General features: G+C 42.8%; 17 protein-coding genes. 11 read left to right on the top strand and 6 right to left on the bottom strand.

Annotated features, from left to right (window positions below; all coding sequences use genetic code 11):
* Positions 1-686: 686 nt before the first annotated feature.
* Both HOL16_02835 and HOL16_02830 read right to left on the bottom strand, forming a co-directional pair.
* On the bottom strand, positions 687-1,925 hold the full coding sequence (locus tag HOL16_02835) for a hypothetical protein (GenBank protein MBT5389631.1): 1,239 nt from the start codon (positions 1,923-1,925) through the stop codon (positions 687-689).
* A 124-nt stretch (positions 1,926-2,049) separates the two neighbouring features.
* A complete protein-coding gene (locus HOL16_02830; protein ID MBT5389630.1) occupies positions 2,050-3,321 on the bottom strand; it encodes a dicarboxylate/amino acid:cation symporter in 1,272 nt (423 codons plus the stop codon).
* Positions 3,322-3,480: 159 nt separating this feature from the next.
* On the opposite strand from HOL16_02830, the gene HOL16_02825 reads away from it, so the two are divergent.
* The 11 genes from HOL16_02825 to HOL16_02775 all read left to right on the top strand — a co-directional run bounded on the left by HOL16_02825 (position 3,481) and on the right by HOL16_02775 (position 13,945).
* Positions 3,481-4,770: an MFS transporter gene (locus HOL16_02825; protein ID MBT5389629.1), complete on the top strand. Its 1,290-nt coding sequence runs from the start codon at positions 3,481-3,483 to the stop codon at positions 4,768-4,770.
* A complete protein-coding gene (locus HOL16_02820) occupies positions 4,767-5,099 on the top strand; it encodes a ferredoxin family protein (protein ID MBT5389628.1) in 333 nt (110 codons plus the stop codon). Before HOL16_02825 ends, HOL16_02820 begins: the two co-directional genes overlap by 4 nt.
* A 140-nt stretch (positions 5,100-5,239) precedes the next feature.
* Positions 5,240-5,659, top strand: coding sequence for a ribosome silencing factor (rsfS, locus tag HOL16_02815; protein MBT5389627.1), 420 nt, complete (start codon positions 5,240-5,242; stop codon positions 5,657-5,659).
* A 2-nt stretch (positions 5,660-5,661) separates the two neighbouring features.
* Positions 5,662-6,111 carry a 23S rRNA (pseudouridine(1915)-N(3))-methyltransferase RlmH gene (locus HOL16_02810; protein MBT5389626.1) on the top strand — a complete coding sequence of 150 codons (450 nt, stop codon included), beginning with the start codon at positions 5,662-5,664 and terminating at the stop codon, positions 6,109-6,111.
* Between the two features lie 2 nt (positions 6,112-6,113).
* Positions 6,114-7,706: a 2,3-bisphosphoglycerate-independent phosphoglycerate mutase gene (locus tag HOL16_02805; GenBank protein ID MBT5389625.1), complete on the top strand. Its 1,593-nt coding sequence runs from the start codon at positions 6,114-6,116 to the stop codon at positions 7,704-7,706.
* A complete protein-coding gene (locus HOL16_02800; protein MBT5389624.1) occupies positions 7,699-8,700 on the top strand; it encodes a peptidoglycan DD-metalloendopeptidase family protein in 1,002 nt (333 codons plus the stop codon). Before HOL16_02805 ends, HOL16_02800 begins: the two co-directional genes overlap by 8 nt.
* 4 nt (positions 8,701-8,704) lie before the next feature.
* Positions 8,705-10,120 (top strand): S41 family peptidase, encoded by a 1,416-nt coding sequence (locus HOL16_02795; GenBank protein MBT5389623.1) that lies wholly within the window; start codon positions 8,705-8,707, stop codon positions 10,118-10,120.
* Positions 10,121-10,236: 116 nt separating this feature from the next.
* On the top strand, positions 10,237-11,091 hold the full coding sequence (locus HOL16_02790) for a divergent polysaccharide deacetylase family protein (GenBank protein MBT5389622.1): 855 nt from the start codon (positions 10,237-10,239) through the stop codon (positions 11,089-11,091).
* Complete coding sequence (locus tag HOL16_02785) at positions 11,084-11,575, top strand: RNA pyrophosphohydrolase (GenBank protein ID MBT5389621.1); 492 nt, start codon at positions 11,084-11,086, stop codon at positions 11,573-11,575. The genes HOL16_02790 and HOL16_02785 overlap by 8 nt, the downstream gene beginning before the upstream one ends.
* A gap of 11 nt (positions 11,576-11,586) precedes the next feature.
* Positions 11,587-12,972, top strand: coding sequence for a sodium:solute symporter family protein (locus HOL16_02780; protein MBT5389620.1), 1,386 nt, complete (start codon positions 11,587-11,589; stop codon positions 12,970-12,972).
* Positions 12,973-12,979: 7 nt separating this feature from the next.
* Positions 12,980-13,945, top strand: coding sequence for a glutathione S-transferase family protein (locus tag HOL16_02775; protein MBT5389619.1), 966 nt, complete (start codon positions 12,980-12,982; stop codon positions 13,943-13,945).
* 33 nt (positions 13,946-13,978) lie between these two features.
* Here the strand turns inward: HOL16_02775 and HOL16_02770 are convergent, their stop codons facing one another.
* The 4 genes from HOL16_02770 to atpG all read right to left on the bottom strand — a co-directional run bounded on the left by HOL16_02770 (position 13,979) and on the right by atpG (position 17,627).
* A complete protein-coding gene (locus tag HOL16_02770; protein MBT5389618.1) occupies positions 13,979-14,800 on the bottom strand; it encodes an acyl-ACP desaturase in 822 nt (273 codons plus the stop codon).
* A gap of 75 nt (positions 14,801-14,875) precedes the next feature.
* Positions 14,876-15,274: an ATP synthase F1 subunit epsilon gene (gene atpC / locus HOL16_02765; GenBank protein ID MBT5389617.1), complete on the bottom strand. Its 399-nt coding sequence runs from the start codon at positions 15,272-15,274 to the stop codon at positions 14,876-14,878.
* Between the two features lie 2 nt (positions 15,275-15,276).
* Positions 15,277-16,719, bottom strand: a complete 1,443-nt coding sequence (gene atpD / locus HOL16_02760) for a F0F1 ATP synthase subunit beta (GenBank protein MBT5389616.1) — start codon at positions 16,717-16,719, stop codon at positions 15,277-15,279.
* Positions 16,719-17,627: an ATP synthase F1 subunit gamma gene (gene atpG, locus HOL16_02755; protein MBT5389615.1), complete on the bottom strand. Its 909-nt coding sequence runs from the start codon at positions 17,625-17,627 to the stop codon at positions 16,719-16,721. Before atpG ends, atpD begins: the two co-directional genes overlap by 1 nt.
* Between the last annotated feature and the right edge of the window lie 3 nt (positions 17,628-17,630).

The raw sequence follows: 17,630 nt of genomic DNA, 5'->3' as shown, positions 1-17,630 counted from the left end.
TAAACAGGGGAAAATTGCGCGTGAAGACCAGAAAAACAGTTAAAATTGTGCCTTATGGATTGATCAGTGCAAAAAAATATCATTCTTATCCTTGCATCCTCCGTGAAACTTCCGCACTTTCATAATTTTGCAATTTGCTCGCTCTATAGATGTAAAACATAGGCTGTTTTTTGGTTTTATTCAAGTGGCTACTTTTCCAGCATTTTCAAGCCCCAAGCATGTTTTTCAGAATTGAAACTACATTTTTTAGGCTATTTTTTTGATTTTTGTAAAAAAAATAAAAAAAAAATTCAAAAAAAAGAGAGAGATATCTCTGTATCCCTTTAAGAGCCTCAAAAATACCCATTTGATATATAAGTTGACACAATGCACTAAACGGTGTATTCCTATATTTAAATGATCACACGAAAGGCTCTTACATAAAATATTTCGATTGAGGGTTTTTAGAAGTGCAAGTGTAAAGATTTTGGACGACAACATTGGGAATGATTTTTTGTTTTAATGAGAGAGATGAAAACGAGTCTCTTTAATTTTGGAACGTAAGAGTTTTAAGGAATTTGCGTCTCTACTAGACGTAAATCCAGGGTCAGTAATACTCTGCTGGTCCTGGGATCACATACCACCCCGGAACTACGGCCTGAAGAGCTTGTCTCTTCAGGTCTTTTCTTTTTATAAGTAAGAGATTGCTAGTTTTGACTCATACTTTGTAGAGTGAGGGGCACGGGAGAGGCTATTTTTTCATTTTTATCTGTAGGGTTTTCAAAACGTTCTTTAAATTCTTTCATGGTATAATCTGAAATTTTGTAATTCGGACGGCCCAATGCGGCCATTATTTCATAGCATCCCCCTATATCGGCCAGGGCTCTTAGGTCCACATTTGGGCCAACCACTTCCACATATCCGTACTCTTCAAGGACTTTATCTGGAACATCAGTAATATCAAGGGTAGTACAACAAAAGGATATTTTTCCAAGGATTGGCACCTTATAAGTTCCAATGGCCATGAAAGCTTTATCCGCACCGCTTAAGTGTCTCAAATAGCCATCTTTATACCCAATATGTGCGAGGGCGATTTTTGTGTCGCGCTTTGTTTTGTAGCTACTTTTGTACCCCACGCTTTGACCGCTAGGGATCATCTTTATTTGAGAGATTTTCGTATAAATTTCGATAGCGTGTTTGGATTCGGATGATATGAGTGTTTCGGCGTTCGGTCCTCCTCCCACGAGGCCAATTCCAGGACGAATCATTTGGAAGTTTGTCTTTTCATTATCTAGCAAGATGGTGCTATCTGTGGCTGAGAAGGAGATGGGGCGTTTTGGGAGTTGTTTTGTATAGTGCTCCATTTTTTTCAACTGTTGATGGCAATTAGTATGATCTTTGCCCTTTATGTCGTAAAAATGACTCATATAAAGCACTACGTTTAAATGAGAAGTGAGCGTTTCAAAATTTTCTGCTAGCCGTGACACCTCATCATCTAGTAATCTCAATCGATTCATGCCTGTATCAAAGTGAATAACGGCATCAGAGGTTCCATGGATCTGGCAATAGGCATTCCATCTGATCAATTGCTCCAAATTGTTCAAACAGGGGGTTAAATGGTAGTCTTGAAAAGGAGCTTCTTCGCCTGCTAAAAGGCCCCCAAGAGTATATATATGGACTTCCTTTTGGGGAAGGATGCTTCTTAGTTGAACCCCTTCTACCAGTTCAGAGACAAAAAAATGTCGACATCCTTCCTCAAAAAGTTTGGGACAGGCGTCTTTCATTTGCAGGCCATGAAGTTCCCCTTTTACAGTGGCAGCACAAAGGGAGTTTGTCTTATTTGCGACAAGCTGAAATTGGCGATAATTATGGACGACAGCCTCTATATCTCTGAGGCGGACGACAGGTTTGGTGCCAAATGCTTGTAGGGGAATGTTGCGAAACATTTTCGTGCTCTATTTCCTTTAGTTACCATGTGCTAAGAGGCTATTTTAGACCCTGCTCTTTTGAGGGAGTAAAAAGGGTACACTTATGTAAAACTTTCTAATTATGCAACATAAAAGCACGACATCAAGAGTCAACCAAAATACCCTTTTCTCCCTCGGATTTTGCAATTAGAACCGTTCCACAGGTATCGCTGTATACATTTACACTTGTTCGGGCCATATCTAGCAGCCGGTCGACAGCAAGGATTATGCCAACTCCTTCTAAAGGAAGTCCAACAGCCGTTAAGATAACGGTGATTGCTACAAGACTTGCGGCGGGAATGCCTGCGACACCTATGGATGTGAGTAGTGCAATGAACAGAATGAGGAACTGCTCAATGATTCCTAAGTGAATGCCGTACACTTGGGCAATAAATATGACAGCAACGCATTCATAAAGGGCGGTGCCATCCATGTTGATCGTAGCCCCCAATGGCAGAACAAAACTAGTAATACGATTGGGAACTCCTGCTTTTTCTTCAATACATTCCATGGTGATAGGCAGAGTTGCAGAAGAGGAACTCGTGGAAAAAGCGGTCAAAATAGCGGTTGAAACAGCTTTGAAATGCTTAATAGGACTGACACGGGCGAGGTACTTTAAAATGAGAGGCAAGGTGATAAACATATGAATTCCTAGGGCCAAAAGAACTGTAAAGAAAAACATGGCCAAAGGCTGAAAGGCACTAAGGCCGGTCGTGGCCGTGACTTTCGCAGATAAGGCAAACACACCAATTGGCGCAAATTTAATAATAAGATCTGTTATATTCATAAATATTTGGAAAGCTCCTTGCCAAAATTGAGTAAGCGTTTTCCGATGGGGGCCTTTGAGTTTGGCAATGCCATACCCGAAAAGGAGACTGAATACAATGAGACCCAAGAATTGCCCATCAAGAGCAGCTTTAACAATGTTCGGGGGCACCATGCGGAGGAAAATGCCAGCAATATCTCCTGCACCATGGGCATGTATTTTTTCCAGGGTACTTTCGTCAAGACCTTCAAGTCCTAGGAGAAGTTTCGAGGGTTCCCCATTAATTATTCCCGGCGTTAACAGGTTAACGAGAGCGAGGCCCGTTAAGATGGCAATGAGACTGGTGATTGTATAGTAGCCCACCGTCTTACCGCCAAGGCGTCCTATGGTTCCCTTTTGGGCAATGGTGCTAATGCCGGAGGTTATAGACGTAACAATGAGAGGGATCACCAGCATTCGAAGAGCGTTTAGGAATAGTGTGCCAAAAAAATCGTAGATATCATAAAAGCTTAACCCAAAAAGATTCCACTCTCTTCCGGTAATCCACCCAGCAACAGCACCCAAGGTGATGGCAAGTAAGATTTGCCAATGGAGCTTTAAACGAAACACGACAGTTGCCTTTGGCCAAAGAAGTTACGGATCATGATGCCTCCAAATTCATTCTTGTGAAATGAAGGGTATCATTAAGTTAAAAGGAAGAAAAGTATTGACGGGGTTACGATCCTTGGGGAATATCAGGCTCATTAAAATAAATATGAGAAACTAACTATGAAAAGTTCTACAGAAAAATCATCCTCATGCCGTGCTTGGGCTCTTTGGGGGGTTGCCTCTCTCTTTTTTGGATATGAATTTTTACTGCGGGTTTCTCCGACAGCTATGCAGCCAGAGTTGAGACAGGCATTTTTAGTTGGATCGGGTGGCTTAGGTTTTTTGTCATCCTTATATTATTGGGCCTATACGGTTCTTCAACTTCCTGTAGGTGTTTTAATGGATCGTTATGGTCCTAGGCTGTTACTTACGTTTGCCGCGGGTATTTGTGGAACTGGGACTTTCATTTTCGCAACAACAGACTCCCTTTTAATTGCGGGCATAGGCCGATTGTTGGTGGGGGCGGGTTCTGCGTTTGCCTTGATAGGAGCCTTAAAGTTGGTAGGGGAATGGTTCCCCGAATCAAGGTACGGATTTTTGACTGGGCTTACGATTGCATTGGGAACAATTTGGGCGACGACGGGGGAAGCATTGCTTTCTTATCAAATGGAATATTTAGATTGGAGGACGCTTTTATATATTTTGGCTCTCATTGGGGGGGGTATTGCTCTTCTTCTTTGGATTGTGGTTCGGGATGCGCCTGAAGGGCGCCGACACTCAAGCCCACATTCATCCCGCGAGAAAGGAGAAATATTGTCGGGGATCAAAGCGGTGGTTTCTAATCGGCAGAGTTGGCTTATCGGGGCTTATGGAGGCCTCGCCTATTTGCCCCTTGCTTGTTTCGCAGAATTGTGGGGCGTCCCCTATTTGATGAAATCGTGCGCCTGTCTCCGTCCTCAAGCCGTGACTATGGCCTCAATGATTTTTGTGGGGATTGCTCTAGGTGCTCCGTTTTTCGGGTGGGTTTCAGACAAAATAAGAAGAAGGAAGCCTGTTTTGTACATTGGGGTTGGGGTTCCGTTACTTATCCTTTTGTACCTACTAATGGCTCCCTACAAGCCCTTGTGGATTGTGTGGTTTCTCATTTTTTCAGTTGGTTTCTTTTCAGGGGGCCATATAACAGAATTCGCTATTGTTAGAGAAGCTAATCCGACGAAGGCAGCAGCTGTTTCTGCTGGATTTGGAAATACTATTTTCATGCTCATTCCTACCGTCTCTCAATGGCTCATGGGATGTGTTTTGGATTATTTGAACTTTGGAATAGATACGACGGATGAAAGTGCGTTCACATTTACAAGCTTTAAGCTTTCCTTACTTCTCATTCCAGCTTTGCTATTTGTGGCAGGATTTCTGTTGCTTTTCGTGAAAGAGACCTACGCTCTTCGTAAAGAAGATAGGAGTGATGGATGACTTATATTGTTACCGAAGCGTGTATTCGTTGCAAGTATATGGACTGTGTAGAGGTATGTCCTGTTGATTGCTTTTACGAGGGTGAGAATATGTTGGTGATCAATCCCGAAGAATGCATTGATTGTGGCGTTTGTGAGCCAGAGTGTCCCGTTGAAGCTATTATTGCTGATACTGAGATGGATACAGAGAAATGGGTGGAAATTAATCAAAAATATGCGGCAATTTGGCCCAATATTACTCAGATAAAAACACCCCCAAAGGATGCGGATGAATGGAAAGATGTTCCGGATAAATTTAAGAATTTTTTTAGTGCAAAACCAGGGGGTTAGGCCGCATTTATAGTTTAAAGTTTTGCAATAAATTTGTTAAGTTCTCTGGAATCATGTATTCTGAGAGTGTGAGAGATCGTCCATACAAATGGGGGTTTCTTTTGGATAAATTTGTGAAAGAGGTTTGAAGTTCTTTTAGAATGAATTTGGAAACCGGAAACAGTATTAAGGCACTTGTGGAACGCCTTTTGGATAAGCACAGTGCCGTCGATGTTTTTACCATAGACCTTAGTGGAAAGTCTTCCTTTGCGGATTTTATGATCGTTGCTTCTGGAACATCGCAGCGGCATGTGTGCGCGCTTGCCGAACATATACGTTCGGAACTCTCCATTCAGGGCTTAAAAGGCATTACCATTGAAGGTCTGGAGCAAGGAGATTGGGTCCTTTTGGATTTAGGGGATGTGATCGTTCATTTATTCCGGCCAGAGGTTAGATCCTTTTATAATTTGGAGAAAATGTGGTCCATGGATCATTTCCCCGACAAACAGCCATCTGGCCAGGCCCCCAAATCTGGAGAGAGTTTCAGCAAAAAAGAAATAGTTGCAGCGCCTGCAACATGAAAATGCAATTAATTGCAGTGGGTCACATAAAGGGCCAGCCCACATCTGATCTTTTTGAGATGTACAAAAAGAGGCTCACATTTCCATTTTCCGTGCGTGAAATTACTCTGAGGGGGAGTTCTGGTAAAAATCTCAAGGATGAGGAAGGTAGAAAAATCATAGATCTGCTTCCAGAAGCTGCGCATATTATTCTCTTGGATGAGCGTGGTGAGGAAATGACAAGCAAATCCTTTGCCACATACGTCCAAGCCTGCCAAATGAATAGGGAAAAAGCCTTATGTTTTGTAATTGGGGGCGCCGATGGGCTTTCCGATTCTCTTAAGAATAAGGCTCATAAAGTGATTTCTTTTGGAAAAGCCACTTGGCCTCACATGTTGGTTCGCGTAATGTTGGTAGAACAGATTTATAGAGCGCAACAGATATTGAGTAACCATCCCTATCATCGAGAATAGTAGTGAAAAATAAGCAATCCACTAGTTCAAAACATCGTCCTATCGTCCTTTGTGTGTTGGATGGGTGGGGAGAATCTGCGAAAAAAGAGGGAAATGCCATTTCTATGGCAAAAACGCCCGTCTGGGATGGGTTTCTGAAAAAATACCCTCATACTCTGCTGGAAGCTTCTGGTGAGGCTGTGGGGCTTCCTAAAGGACAGATGGGCAACTCTGAAGTAGGACACCTGACTCTGGGGGCAGGAAGAGTTGTCCTGCAAGATCTTCCCCGGATCAGTCGAGCTTTTCAAGATGGTAGTGTTGAAAACAACTCTGTTTTACATGCTTTTACGGATACGTTGGCATCGAATGGGGGGGGCTGCCATCTTATGGGGCTTTTATCTCCGGGAGGGGTTCATTCCCACCAGGATCATCTCTTTAAGCTAATTGAAATTCTGAGTCAAAAACGTATTCCCATTGTCTTACATCTCTTTCTGGATGGAAGAGATACGCCTCCAAAAAGTGCAAAGTCCTTTCTGAAAGCACTTGATGATCATCTGAAGGGAAACACTGTTGTTGGAACCGTAAGTGGACGTTACTACGCCATGGATCGGGATAAAAGGTGGGAAAGAACTAAAGTTGCGTATGATGCAATTGTGTATGGCAAAGGCTGCCACGAAAAATCTCTCGAGAAAGTAGTTGAAGATTCATACGAGGAGGGTCTTTCCGACGAATTCATTATTCCAACTGTTGTGGGTTCCTATAAGGGATTTGCTCCAGGAGATGGGCTTTTGTGCTTTAATTTTCGGGCCGATAGGGTTCGACAGATATTGCAAGCAATTTTAGATCCAGAATTTGCACAATTTGAAAGAACAGAAGGCGCCTCTCTTTCCTGTGCTGTAGGGATGACGGAGTATTCGGCTGACCACAATCTCTGGCTTAAATCCCTTTTTGAGTCAGTTGTTTTAAAGGAGATTTTAGGAGAAGTAATTTCTAAGAATGGTGACAAGCAGCTACGGGTTGCCGAAACGGAAAAGTATGCCCATGTGACTTTTTTCTTTAACGGGGGTGTGGAAATTCCATTTGAGGGGGAAGATCGTCTTTTGGTTCCTTCTCCCAAAGTTGCTACTTACGATTTGCAACCAGAGATGTCAGCGATCCAGATGACGGATATGTTGGTTGAACGTGTGAGAGAGAATAAGCATGATTTTGTTATGATAAACTATGCCAACCCAGATATGGTAGGCCATACAGGGGATTTACGAGCAACTATTTCAGCTATTGAAACCATAGATGTATGTCTTGGTATTTTGGCAAAGGAAGTTCTTTCAGTTGGAGGTTTGCTATTAATTACAGCCGATCATGGCAATGCAGAACAGATGGAGGATCAACAGACGAAAGGCTCACATACAGCCCACACGTGTAATCCTGTTCCGTTCGTTTGTGTTGGTCTGGAAGCGGATTCTAAGAAGCCCTTAACTCCAGGAACCCTTGCCAATGTGGCTCCAACTATACTGGAGCTTTTGGGGTATGATGTGCCAGAAGAAATGGAGAGCGGTTCTCTCTTTCAGGAGTCAGGAGAACAGACTAAGTTTAAAAGGATTCCGACCAGTGGTTAACATCTTTAGAGCTATTGTTTTTTCGATTATTTGTCTGAGCTCAGTAACATTTGCAGAAGACGGCAAGACACTAGACGTAGAGTCGTTAAAACAAGAATTGGTTCAAGTTGCACAAAAAGTGCAGGATTATGAAAGCCGTATTTTTGAATTGGATGAAGAGCTTATTTTACTGGAGGCGACCTTAGCTGAACGAAAAGGCTTACTCAAAAAACATTATAAGAATTTACCTCCTCTTCTAAGTGCTTTACTGCGTATGGTCATTTTTGCTCCGAAGGGGGTTTCAGAAATGTCAAAAGTCCCTATTTCACAAGTGCATAGCTCCATTTTAATTCATTCCATTACAGCGCAAGCAAAAGATTTAATGCTGTTTCTTCAGCAAGAAGTGGCAGATTTAACGGTTTTGAAGAGAAAGTTAGAGAATCATTTTGAGCTTATGAATAACGAAACTTCCGGTCTTCATTCATCAAAGCAAGATTTAGAGACTCTTTTGGGTGCTATGCCGAGGCCGACAAAAAAAGTTAAATCACTGATTCAACCCGGTGATAGTGTTAGCACTCTTAGTGAGTTGGTGCGAGCACTTCCAAAGCCTGAAAACATGGCTAAATCGCTTGTATTTTCTCTTGTTTTACCCGTGAGAGGAAAGCCCATTGAGACGTTCGGTAAAAAACATTATGGAGACTATAGTAAGGGGGTTTTAATCGAAACGTTGAAGGGGGCCCAAGTGGTATCCCCTGTAGATGGAAGAGTTTCTTATTCGGGAAATTTTCGTGGGTACGGGAATCTCTTGATTATAGACCATGGAAAAGGTTACTATGTCCTGTTGACAGGGATAGAGAAAATATACAGCTATGTCGGTCAAGAGCTTATTTCAGGGGAGCCTATTGGGACTATGGATCCTGAAAATAAGAATAAGATTTATGTCGAAGTTCGAGTGAATGGGGATGCAATTGACCCCAAAATTTGGCTTCCAAGAGCGAAAAAAAAGGTGACTTGAGATTATGAAAAAGAGATTATCTGTTGGGGAGATTAGAATAGTCTTTATGGTTATTCTGAGTTTATTTTATGTATCATCTTTCTCAAATGCTTTTGCGGAGTCTGCCGAAGTTTACAAACAGCTTAATCTTTTCGGGGATGTATTTGCCCGTGTGAAAGAATTTTATGTGGAAAAAGTTCCAGATGATAAGCTCGTTGAAAAGGCTTTAAATGGGATGCTTACTTCGTTGGACCCTCATTCAAGCTATATGTCCGAGAAAGAATTTAAAGAACTTAAGGACATGGCTAAGGGTGAGTTTGGGGGATTAGGGATCGAAGTTACCATGGAACATGGGGTCATAAAAATTATTTCCCCTATTGAGGATGCTCCCGCTTACAAGGCCGGACTTATGTCTGGAGATTATATTGTGGAAGTGGACGACACACCGATTGTAGGCCAATCACTAAATGAAGCTGTCGAAAAAATGCGCGGAAAGCCAGGTGAGCCGGTAAATCTCAAGATCGTTCGTGAAGGTGAAAAACCTTTTGACGTTAAAGTGGTTAGAGAGATTATTAAGGTACGTCCTGTACGCTGGCGGATTGAAGACAATATTGGGTATATTCGCATAACGACTCTGTTGAACGAGAATGCTGGAAAAAATCTTCTAACGGCTGTTAAAGAGATAAAATCTAAGCTGGGAGATAAGTTAGAAGGGTTTATTCTTGACCTTAGAAACAATGCAGGTGGTTTGCTGGAACAGGCTTTAGAAGTCTCTGATCTTTTCCTAGATCAAAAGGAGATTGTTTCCACAAAGGGACGTGATGGAAAAAATACAAAGAGATTCATGTCACGGGCTGGGGATGTGGCGAAAGATATTCCGATTGTGGTTCTTATAAATAGTGGTTCTGCTTCGGCTTCTGAAATTGTTGCTGGAGCATTGAGAGATCAAAACCGGGCGCTTCTTTTGGGAATCCGGTCTTTCGGTAAAGGATCAGTTCAAACGGTGATGCCTATCAAAGGAAAAGGGGCAATTCGCCTAACGACAGACCTGTACTATACACCCTCTGGCGTTTCCATTCAGGCTGAAGGTATTACACCGGATGTAGTTGTTGAACAGTCAACGGTTGAAGTTATCGAGAAAGATCATTTCCGTGAAGAAAAGATACCCGGGGCATTAAGAGGTATTATTGTTGCCGAGCGTAAGCGTTTGAAAGAAGAAAAGAAGAACGGAAAAGATAAAGACGATAAAAAGAAGGAAGAAGTGAAAGCCAAAGAAAAGAAGGCAAAATCTGTTCTCCCTTCAAAGACAGATGCTCAAACGTCGAAGGCGGCTACGAATCCCAGACTCGGGGACTCAGAGGTAGATTATCAGTTCACCCGTGCTATGGATGTGATTCATGCTGCTGCTAAATTTAAAAATATTACCACCAAGGCGCAATAAAGGATTAACGAGTCTTGAAGACTTTCTGGCCTAGATTTTTCTTGAGGGGAGTTAATGCTTTTCTGCGTTTCAGATCTCTCCTTTTAGGACGGGGGTGGCGCCGAAGAGTCTTGGAAGTGGGGGTGTTTTGCGTCCTGCTTTTGAGCATTTTATATGTTTCAAATCAACCAGTTCCAACTTTCACTGGAAAAGAAGTAGAGCTACCAGATTTTGAGAACGGCGTTTTTGTTGAGTTTCCTGATTTTGAAACTGCGGCGCCTGTCTCTGATTCAAAAGATTCTGTTCCAAAAGCCAGTATTCCCAAAATTGCCCTTGTGATTAGTGGACTTGGCCGAGATGAGAAATTAACCCAGGTGACTCTAGCAACCTTTCCCAAGGAAGTGACACTTTCTTTTGTGCCCTATGGCGGGGGGCTTTATTCATGGTTTCAAAAAGCACAGGAAACTGGCCATGAGATATTGACGACCCTTCCTATGGAGTCAACTTATACGACACAGGAAAATACGGGTCCATACACATTACTGACCAGTCTTTCCTTGCTAGAGAATTTAAGTCGACTTAAGTGGGTGTTGTCAAGAAGTCCAGACTCTATAGGGTGCGTGGGAGATATGGGGTCTCGTTTTCTCCTTTCTCAAAAAAATTTAGAGCCCATATTGAAAGAACTACAAGGGCGCAAGCTTTTGTTCCTTGATGGGTTAAATTTTGAACAAGATGCTCGGGAGCAATTGTCGGAAAAGTTAGGGTTAGCTTACATAAGGAGCGACCACATCATTGATGGCGAATTATCGCGCTCTGCCATCAATCACATTCTCAAATCCTTGGAAAAGAAAGCCATTGAGCAAGGTATAGCCGTTGGTTTAGGAAACGCCCATCAACTTACCATAGAGCAGGTGAGTATATGGCTAAAGACTCTTCCCCAAAAGGGCATCGCCCTTGTTCCCATTTCTGAGATTGCTCTACGTCATGGATGAGGTAAAGGCTGGCAGTTCTAAAATTGGCGAATATCGTCGAGGCGTTGGTATCATGCTTCTTAATAAGGAAGGTCAGATTTTTGTTGGCCAACGTTTAGATGTTAGAACAGAAGCTTGGCAAATGCCACAAGGTGGCATAGAGGAAGGGGAAGAGCCTCGGGAGGCCGTTTTTCGTGAACTGAAAGAAGAAGTGGGCGTCGATCAGGTGGAAATTATCGCAGAAACCCCCAAGTGGTTGCGATATGAGTTACCAAAGGAACTTGTCCCTAAAGTATGGGGAGGTGCCTATGTTGGCCAAGAACAAAAATGGTATTTAATGCGCTTTTTGGGTGATGATTCCCAAATAAACATACAGACTCAAGTTCCCGAATTTCATGCCTGGAAGTGGGTTAGCTTAGAAGAGTTACACAAAACTATTGTATGTTTTAAAGTCGCACTTTATAAGGAACTAGTCGATATTTTTGCACCATACGTACATCAATAGGGTTCTGCATGATTGATATCATCATTATCACTTCGTATTTGTTAATTACGCTTTTAATAGGACTTTATGCTGGGAAGTCCATGAAAGGATTCACGGATTTTGCTGTCGGTGGGCGCAATTATGGCAGTTGGATTATTTTAGCAACACTCTCGGCATCCTTTATGGGGGGTGGATATACGTTTGGAATTAGTGAGAAAGTTTTTCGCTACGGGATACCCTATATCATTTGTTTGCTAGGATTTAGCTTACAGCAAATTATTGTAGCTATCCTTGTAGCACCCAAGATGGGACGTTTTAAAGATGCCCTTTCTGTTGGGGATATTATGGATACTCTTTATGGAAAATCTGGACGTTTAATTTCTGGATTTGCTTCGGTTTTAGTCTGTATCGGTATCGTTGGTGCTCAAGTAAATGCGACGGGGTACGTTTTCGACTTATTCCTTGGAATTGATCGTGTCGTGGGAATTTGGTTAGGCTGTGGCATCGTGATTGTGTATTCAATGATTGGGGGGATGAGATCTGTTGTTGCAACTGACATTTTACAGTTTGGTGTTTTAATCATTGCAATTCCTATGGGGTTGGCTTTTGGCATTAGTTACGTAGGTGGATTTGAGGCTATTGTGCAGTCAGTTCCGAAGCTGCATTTGGAGGTGCCGGGCTCTATGGCCATTCCAACTATTTTAAGCCTTTTCCTAAGTTTGCTTTTGGGAGAAACACTGGTTCCTCCATATGTTCAAAGGCTTTTCATTGCGAAGAATACGAAGGAGACAAAGAGAGGAATTTTATGGAGTGGACTCCTTTCCATTCCATTTTTTATTACAGCTGGTTGTATTGGGTTGGTTGCACTCACCATGAACACTAGCCTTGATCCCGATCATGCCATGCCTCACGTATTAGAGGCGGCCTTGCCGGCAGGACTTCGAGGAATAGCTGTTGCTGGGGTTATAGCGGTTATTATGTCTTCGGCAGACTCATATTTAAACGCAGCTTCTGTAGCTGTGGTCCAAGATATAGTTTCGCCTCTCAGAGAAATATCCAGCAAGGCTAAGCTGCATCTGGCAAGAGTATCTACCCTCTTCATTGGGCTTGGGGCAATATTTTTTGCGCTTACCATAGAGAGTGTTCTGGATATTCTCCTGTATAGCTATAACTTTTGGGCTCCGGTTGTTTTGGTGCCCATGGTCGGCGGCATTTTAAACTACAAAGTGTCTCCGAAAGCTTTCGTTATGTGCGTTATATCGGGCATATTGGGAGTGTGTTTCTGGAACCTTTTCTTCCAACAAGCAACGGGACTTGATGGGCTCGTAATAGGGGCTCTGACAAACGGGATTTGCTTTTTCTTATTTGTTGTTCGAGGGAAAAGGCGCATGACTCGGGAAAAATTTGCAACGGGGTGAATGAGACATGGGTCGATTAGTGGATGGTGTTTGGGAATCTGTCTGGTACGATACGAAGAAAACCCAGGGTGCTTTTGTTCGCAAACCCACCCATTTTCATTCACGTATAAAATCTGATCACTCCACCGAGTTTTCTCCCGAAGCAGGGCGCTATCATTTATACGTTTCATTGGCATGTCCATGGGCACACCGAACCCTCATAATGCGTAAATTGAAAGAATTAGAAGAGGCTATTTCTCTCTCGGTAGTGAATCCTCTTATGGGGGAAAGGGGATGGTCCTTTGCAAAAGGAGAAGGTGTTCTCCCGGATACGTGCAATAAAAGTGAACATTTATATGAAGTGTATTTAAAGGCTGATTCCCGTTACTCGGGGCGCGTGACGGTTCCAATCCTTTGGGATAAAAAGAATAAGACCATTGTGAACAATGAATCAGCAGAAATTATTCGTATGTTTAACAGTGAGTTTGGTGCGGTGGGGGCAGCAGAGCATGATTATTATCCTGAGGCTCTTCGGGGAGATATCGATGCGGTCAATGAGTATGTCTATAACAATATAAACAATGGGGTTTATAGATGCGGCTTTGCGACAACCCAAAAGGCTTATGAAAAGGCCTTCAAGTCTTTGTTTGAGGCGCTAGATACTATAGAAGATCGGCTTGGCAGGAACCGATACTTGGTAAATGGAGAGCTGACCGAGGCAGACATCCGGCTCTTCACCACTTTGATTCGCTTCGACTCTGTCTATGTGGGGCATTTTAAATGCAATAAGCATCGTATCGTCGACTACCCAAATCTTTCTAATTATTTGAAAGAGTTATATCAAATCCCAGGATTTGGCCAAACGGTAAATATGTCCCATATAAAAGACCATTATTACCAAAGTCATGAGACCATTAATCCCACAAGGATCGTTCCTTTAGGCCCTGAGCTTGACTTGAAATCTCCCCACGATCGGGATCGATTTAGGAAATAGAAAATTTTGACTGATAAACATTCCAGCTTTATCTTAGGAGCTTATCAAGCCTCTACTGTACGTCCATCTTTTAGCCCTAAACGTATTCCAACTGATTGTGGATGCTATGAACATGAGGAGTCCTCGCGGACGAATGCCAGCGGCTTTTAAGACCATGGCTGTTGCTCGGTCTATACTGTGCTTAGAGAAAAGTTGGGCAGCGCGCCCCAGATACTCCTTTGCAAAAAACTTACGATCATACTGTGCATCTTTTTCGTTTGCAGCATAGAAAGCATAGGCAAGCTCATCATCTTCTGATTCTCCAATGCGACCTAAAACAACCAAGGCTCGTTGGAAAGCATTTAATTTATCGATTTCAACATATTTTTTCATATAGGTATAAAACAATTTGTAATGCCGAAGTTCATCAGCTGCAATATGAGCACAAATCTGCTTAAGAACAGGCTCCTTAGCAACTTCCCCTAAGGATGTGTAGAAAGAGCTTGTCCCGGTTTCAATAACACAGCGAGCGACAAGTTCTCCACATAGCGATCCGCGTGTGGATTTAGTTTCTTCAATGGGCACTTGATATCCGTTACGGAAAAATTTAATAGCTTCTTTAAAATCAAAGTCGGGATCGGCTATACATGCCCATTTACCAAGAACTTCTCCGTGCTGAATTTCTTCTTGAGCCCAGGTATCGATTAAACCTTTAAATTCTGGATCATCGGCAAAAACATTTTTCAGATATACAGCATAATCTGTACTATTAAATTCAACGAGGCTAGCGGCCTTCACCATTTTCAGAAGGTCCGGATCCACAAGGGAGGGGTCGAATTTGTCCCATTCTATATCCTCAATCGTCCAATGTGTCATTTTTCCTTATTCCCAGTTTCAAGCAACTCATTGTTATACTTCCAATATACACGAAAAAGATTAACAATTGGTTAATTAAATGCCAGAAAGGGATGAAATTTTGGATTCCAAAATAGCGATATCTTTTCTAATCAGGCTTTTAGTCTCATCTGGGGCCTCATTTAAGTGTTTTCTTTGGCGCTGAACAAGTGCTTCTAATTCTTCGCGATCCAGGTCTTCGATGGGGGCGGCTTCTTCTACTAAGACGCAAGCTTCGTTCTCAGAAACACGACAATAGCCATGGGAAATAAAGTAGGTGAGGGGTTTCTCCTCTGTATGGATTTTCACGAGTCCGGGTCGTAGGCAAGCGGCGAGAGGAGCATGATTGCAAAGGATGCCAAAGTCTCCCTCTAAGCCAGGTAGAGTCAGCATTTCAACGGTCTCAGAAAGCACTTTTTGCTCTGGTGTTATTAAAAAAAACTGGAAGGAGTCCATATCTATGCTGCCTTTTGATCTGATTCCTTAATGCTTTTCGCTTTTTTGATGGCATCCTGAATTGTTCCAACCATGTAAAAGGCTGATTCTGGCAGGTCATCATATTTACCTTCAATGATTCCCTTAAAGCCCTCAATAGTGTCCTCAAGTTTCACGAATACGCCAGAGTGTCCTGTAAAGATTTCGGCAACATGAAATGGCTGTGACAGGAAGCGTTGAATTTTTCGGGCTCGTGCGACGATTAGCTTATCCTCTTCAGAGAGTTCTTCCATACCAAGAATGGCAATAATATCTTGAAGGGATTTGTAGGTTTGAAGGACTTTTTGAACATCTCGTGCGATACGATAATGTTCTTCTCCTACAATACGGGGGTCCAGGATACGCGACGTTGAATCCAGAGGATCCACTGCTGGGTATATACCTAATGCAGCAATTTGTCTGCTGAGGACTGTGGTGGCATCCAAATGGGAAAATGATGTGGCCGGTGCGGGATCTGTCAAGTCATCTGCTGGGACGTAAATTGCCTGTACACTGGTGATTGATCCTTTATGGGTAGAAGTAATGCGCTCTTGGAGAGAGCCCATTTCCGTAGCGAGGGTGGGTTGATATCCCACAGCAGATGGAATGCGTCCTAAAAGGGCAGATACTTCTGATCCAGCTTGAGTAAATCGAAAGATATTATCCACGAATAGAAGAACATCCTGACCTTCTTTATCTCGAAAATACTCAGCTACGGTTAACCCCGTAAAGGCGACGCGTGCACGGGCTCCTGGTGGTTCGTTCATTTGCCCGTAAACGAGGGCTGCTTTTGAACCTTTACCATCTAAATTGATGACGCCGGATTCTATCATTTCATGATAGAGATCATTTCCCTCTCGCGTCCTTTCCCCAACGCCGGCAAAGACTGAGTAACCTCCATGGGCTTTGGCAATGTTATTGATAAGCTCCATGATAATGACAGTTTTTCCAACACCAGCTCCTCCAAAGAGCCCCACTTTTCCGCCCTTAGCATAGGGAGCGAGGAGATCTACGACCTTAATACCAGTGACCAGAATTTCTGTTTCAGTAGATTGATCTAGTAGGCTAGGGGCATCTTTATAGATAATATCCTTCTCTTTGGCTTTGATTGGGCCTCTTTCGTCCACGGGAGCTCCAGTAACATTCATAATACGCCCCAGAGTCTCAGGACCGACCGGGACTCGAATGGGATAGCCAGAATCAGAGACTTCCTCACCCCTTTGAAGGCCATCAGTTGAATCCATGGCAATGCAACGGACCGTGTCTTCTCCCAAATGAAGAGCAACTTCTAGAACAATTGTCTTGCCTTTGTTTTTTACATGGAGGGCGTTAAGAATTGGGGGAAGAAATTCACCAAAGTGAACATCAACAACAGCCCCAATAATCTGAGAAATTGTTCCAACTTTTTTCTGTTTTGTTTGTGTCATTAAATGGCCTCCGCACCAGATATTATTTCAATGAGTTCTCGTGTAATAGATGCTTGTCTTATACGGTTATAACTAAGATTTAAGCCTTTGATCATGTCATCGGCATTGCGTGTGGCACTATCCATTGCCAACATTCGGGCTCCTTGTTCGCCAGCGGCGGTCTCCAAAAATGACATGTATAAGCGGGTGGCTATATGATGGGGAATCATGTCTTTCAGAAAATTTTCTAATTTAGGTTCGAGCTCGCAAAGCGCCTCAGGCTCTTTGCGAGTTTGCTCTATTTCTGTAGGAGACTCATCTTCTTCGTGTGCTTTAAATGGAATAAGTTGCTCACAGGTTGGTGTTTGTTTCATGGCGGAATGGAATTTGTTGAAATAGAGGTCGCATGTATCAAACTCCTCATTGTCAAAAGAGACAAGAATCATGGCAGCAATCTCTTGTGCTTCGCGAAATTTGAGAGCAGGATTTCCAACATCCACATAGGACTTATGAAAGCGGTCTCCATAATTGCGTCGCAACATTGATTTCGCTTTCTGACCAATGGTCAGAATTTTGAAAGCGGATCCTTTTTCTTCTAACTCTTTGATATGAATAAGAAGTCTTCGGAGTAGAACCCCATTGAATCCACCACATAAACCGCGGTCAGAAGTAACGACAATAAAGAGATGTGTTTTCTCGGCTTTTTCAGGTCGTCCTATGAACAGAGGAAGCGTTAAGGGATAGGTGTTTTTGGTTGTGGCGAGTGCTTGGAACTGATGTTCAAAGGCGTCTACATAGTGGCGCCCAGATTCTAATTGGTCTTGGGCACGACGAAACTTGGAGGCAGCGACTAACTTCATGGCCGTCGTTATTTTCTTTGTAGATTGAACACTGTTTGTTCTAGTGCGAAGTTCTTTGAGTGTAGCCATGAT

The sequence above is a fragment of the Alphaproteobacteria bacterium genome, assembly GCA_018662925.1.
Lineage (GTDB): Bacteria > Pseudomonadota > Alphaproteobacteria > 16-39-46 > JABJFC01 > JABJFC01.
Note: the sequence above shows the minus strand (reverse complement) of the source record. Positions and strands in the feature narration are given on the sequence as shown.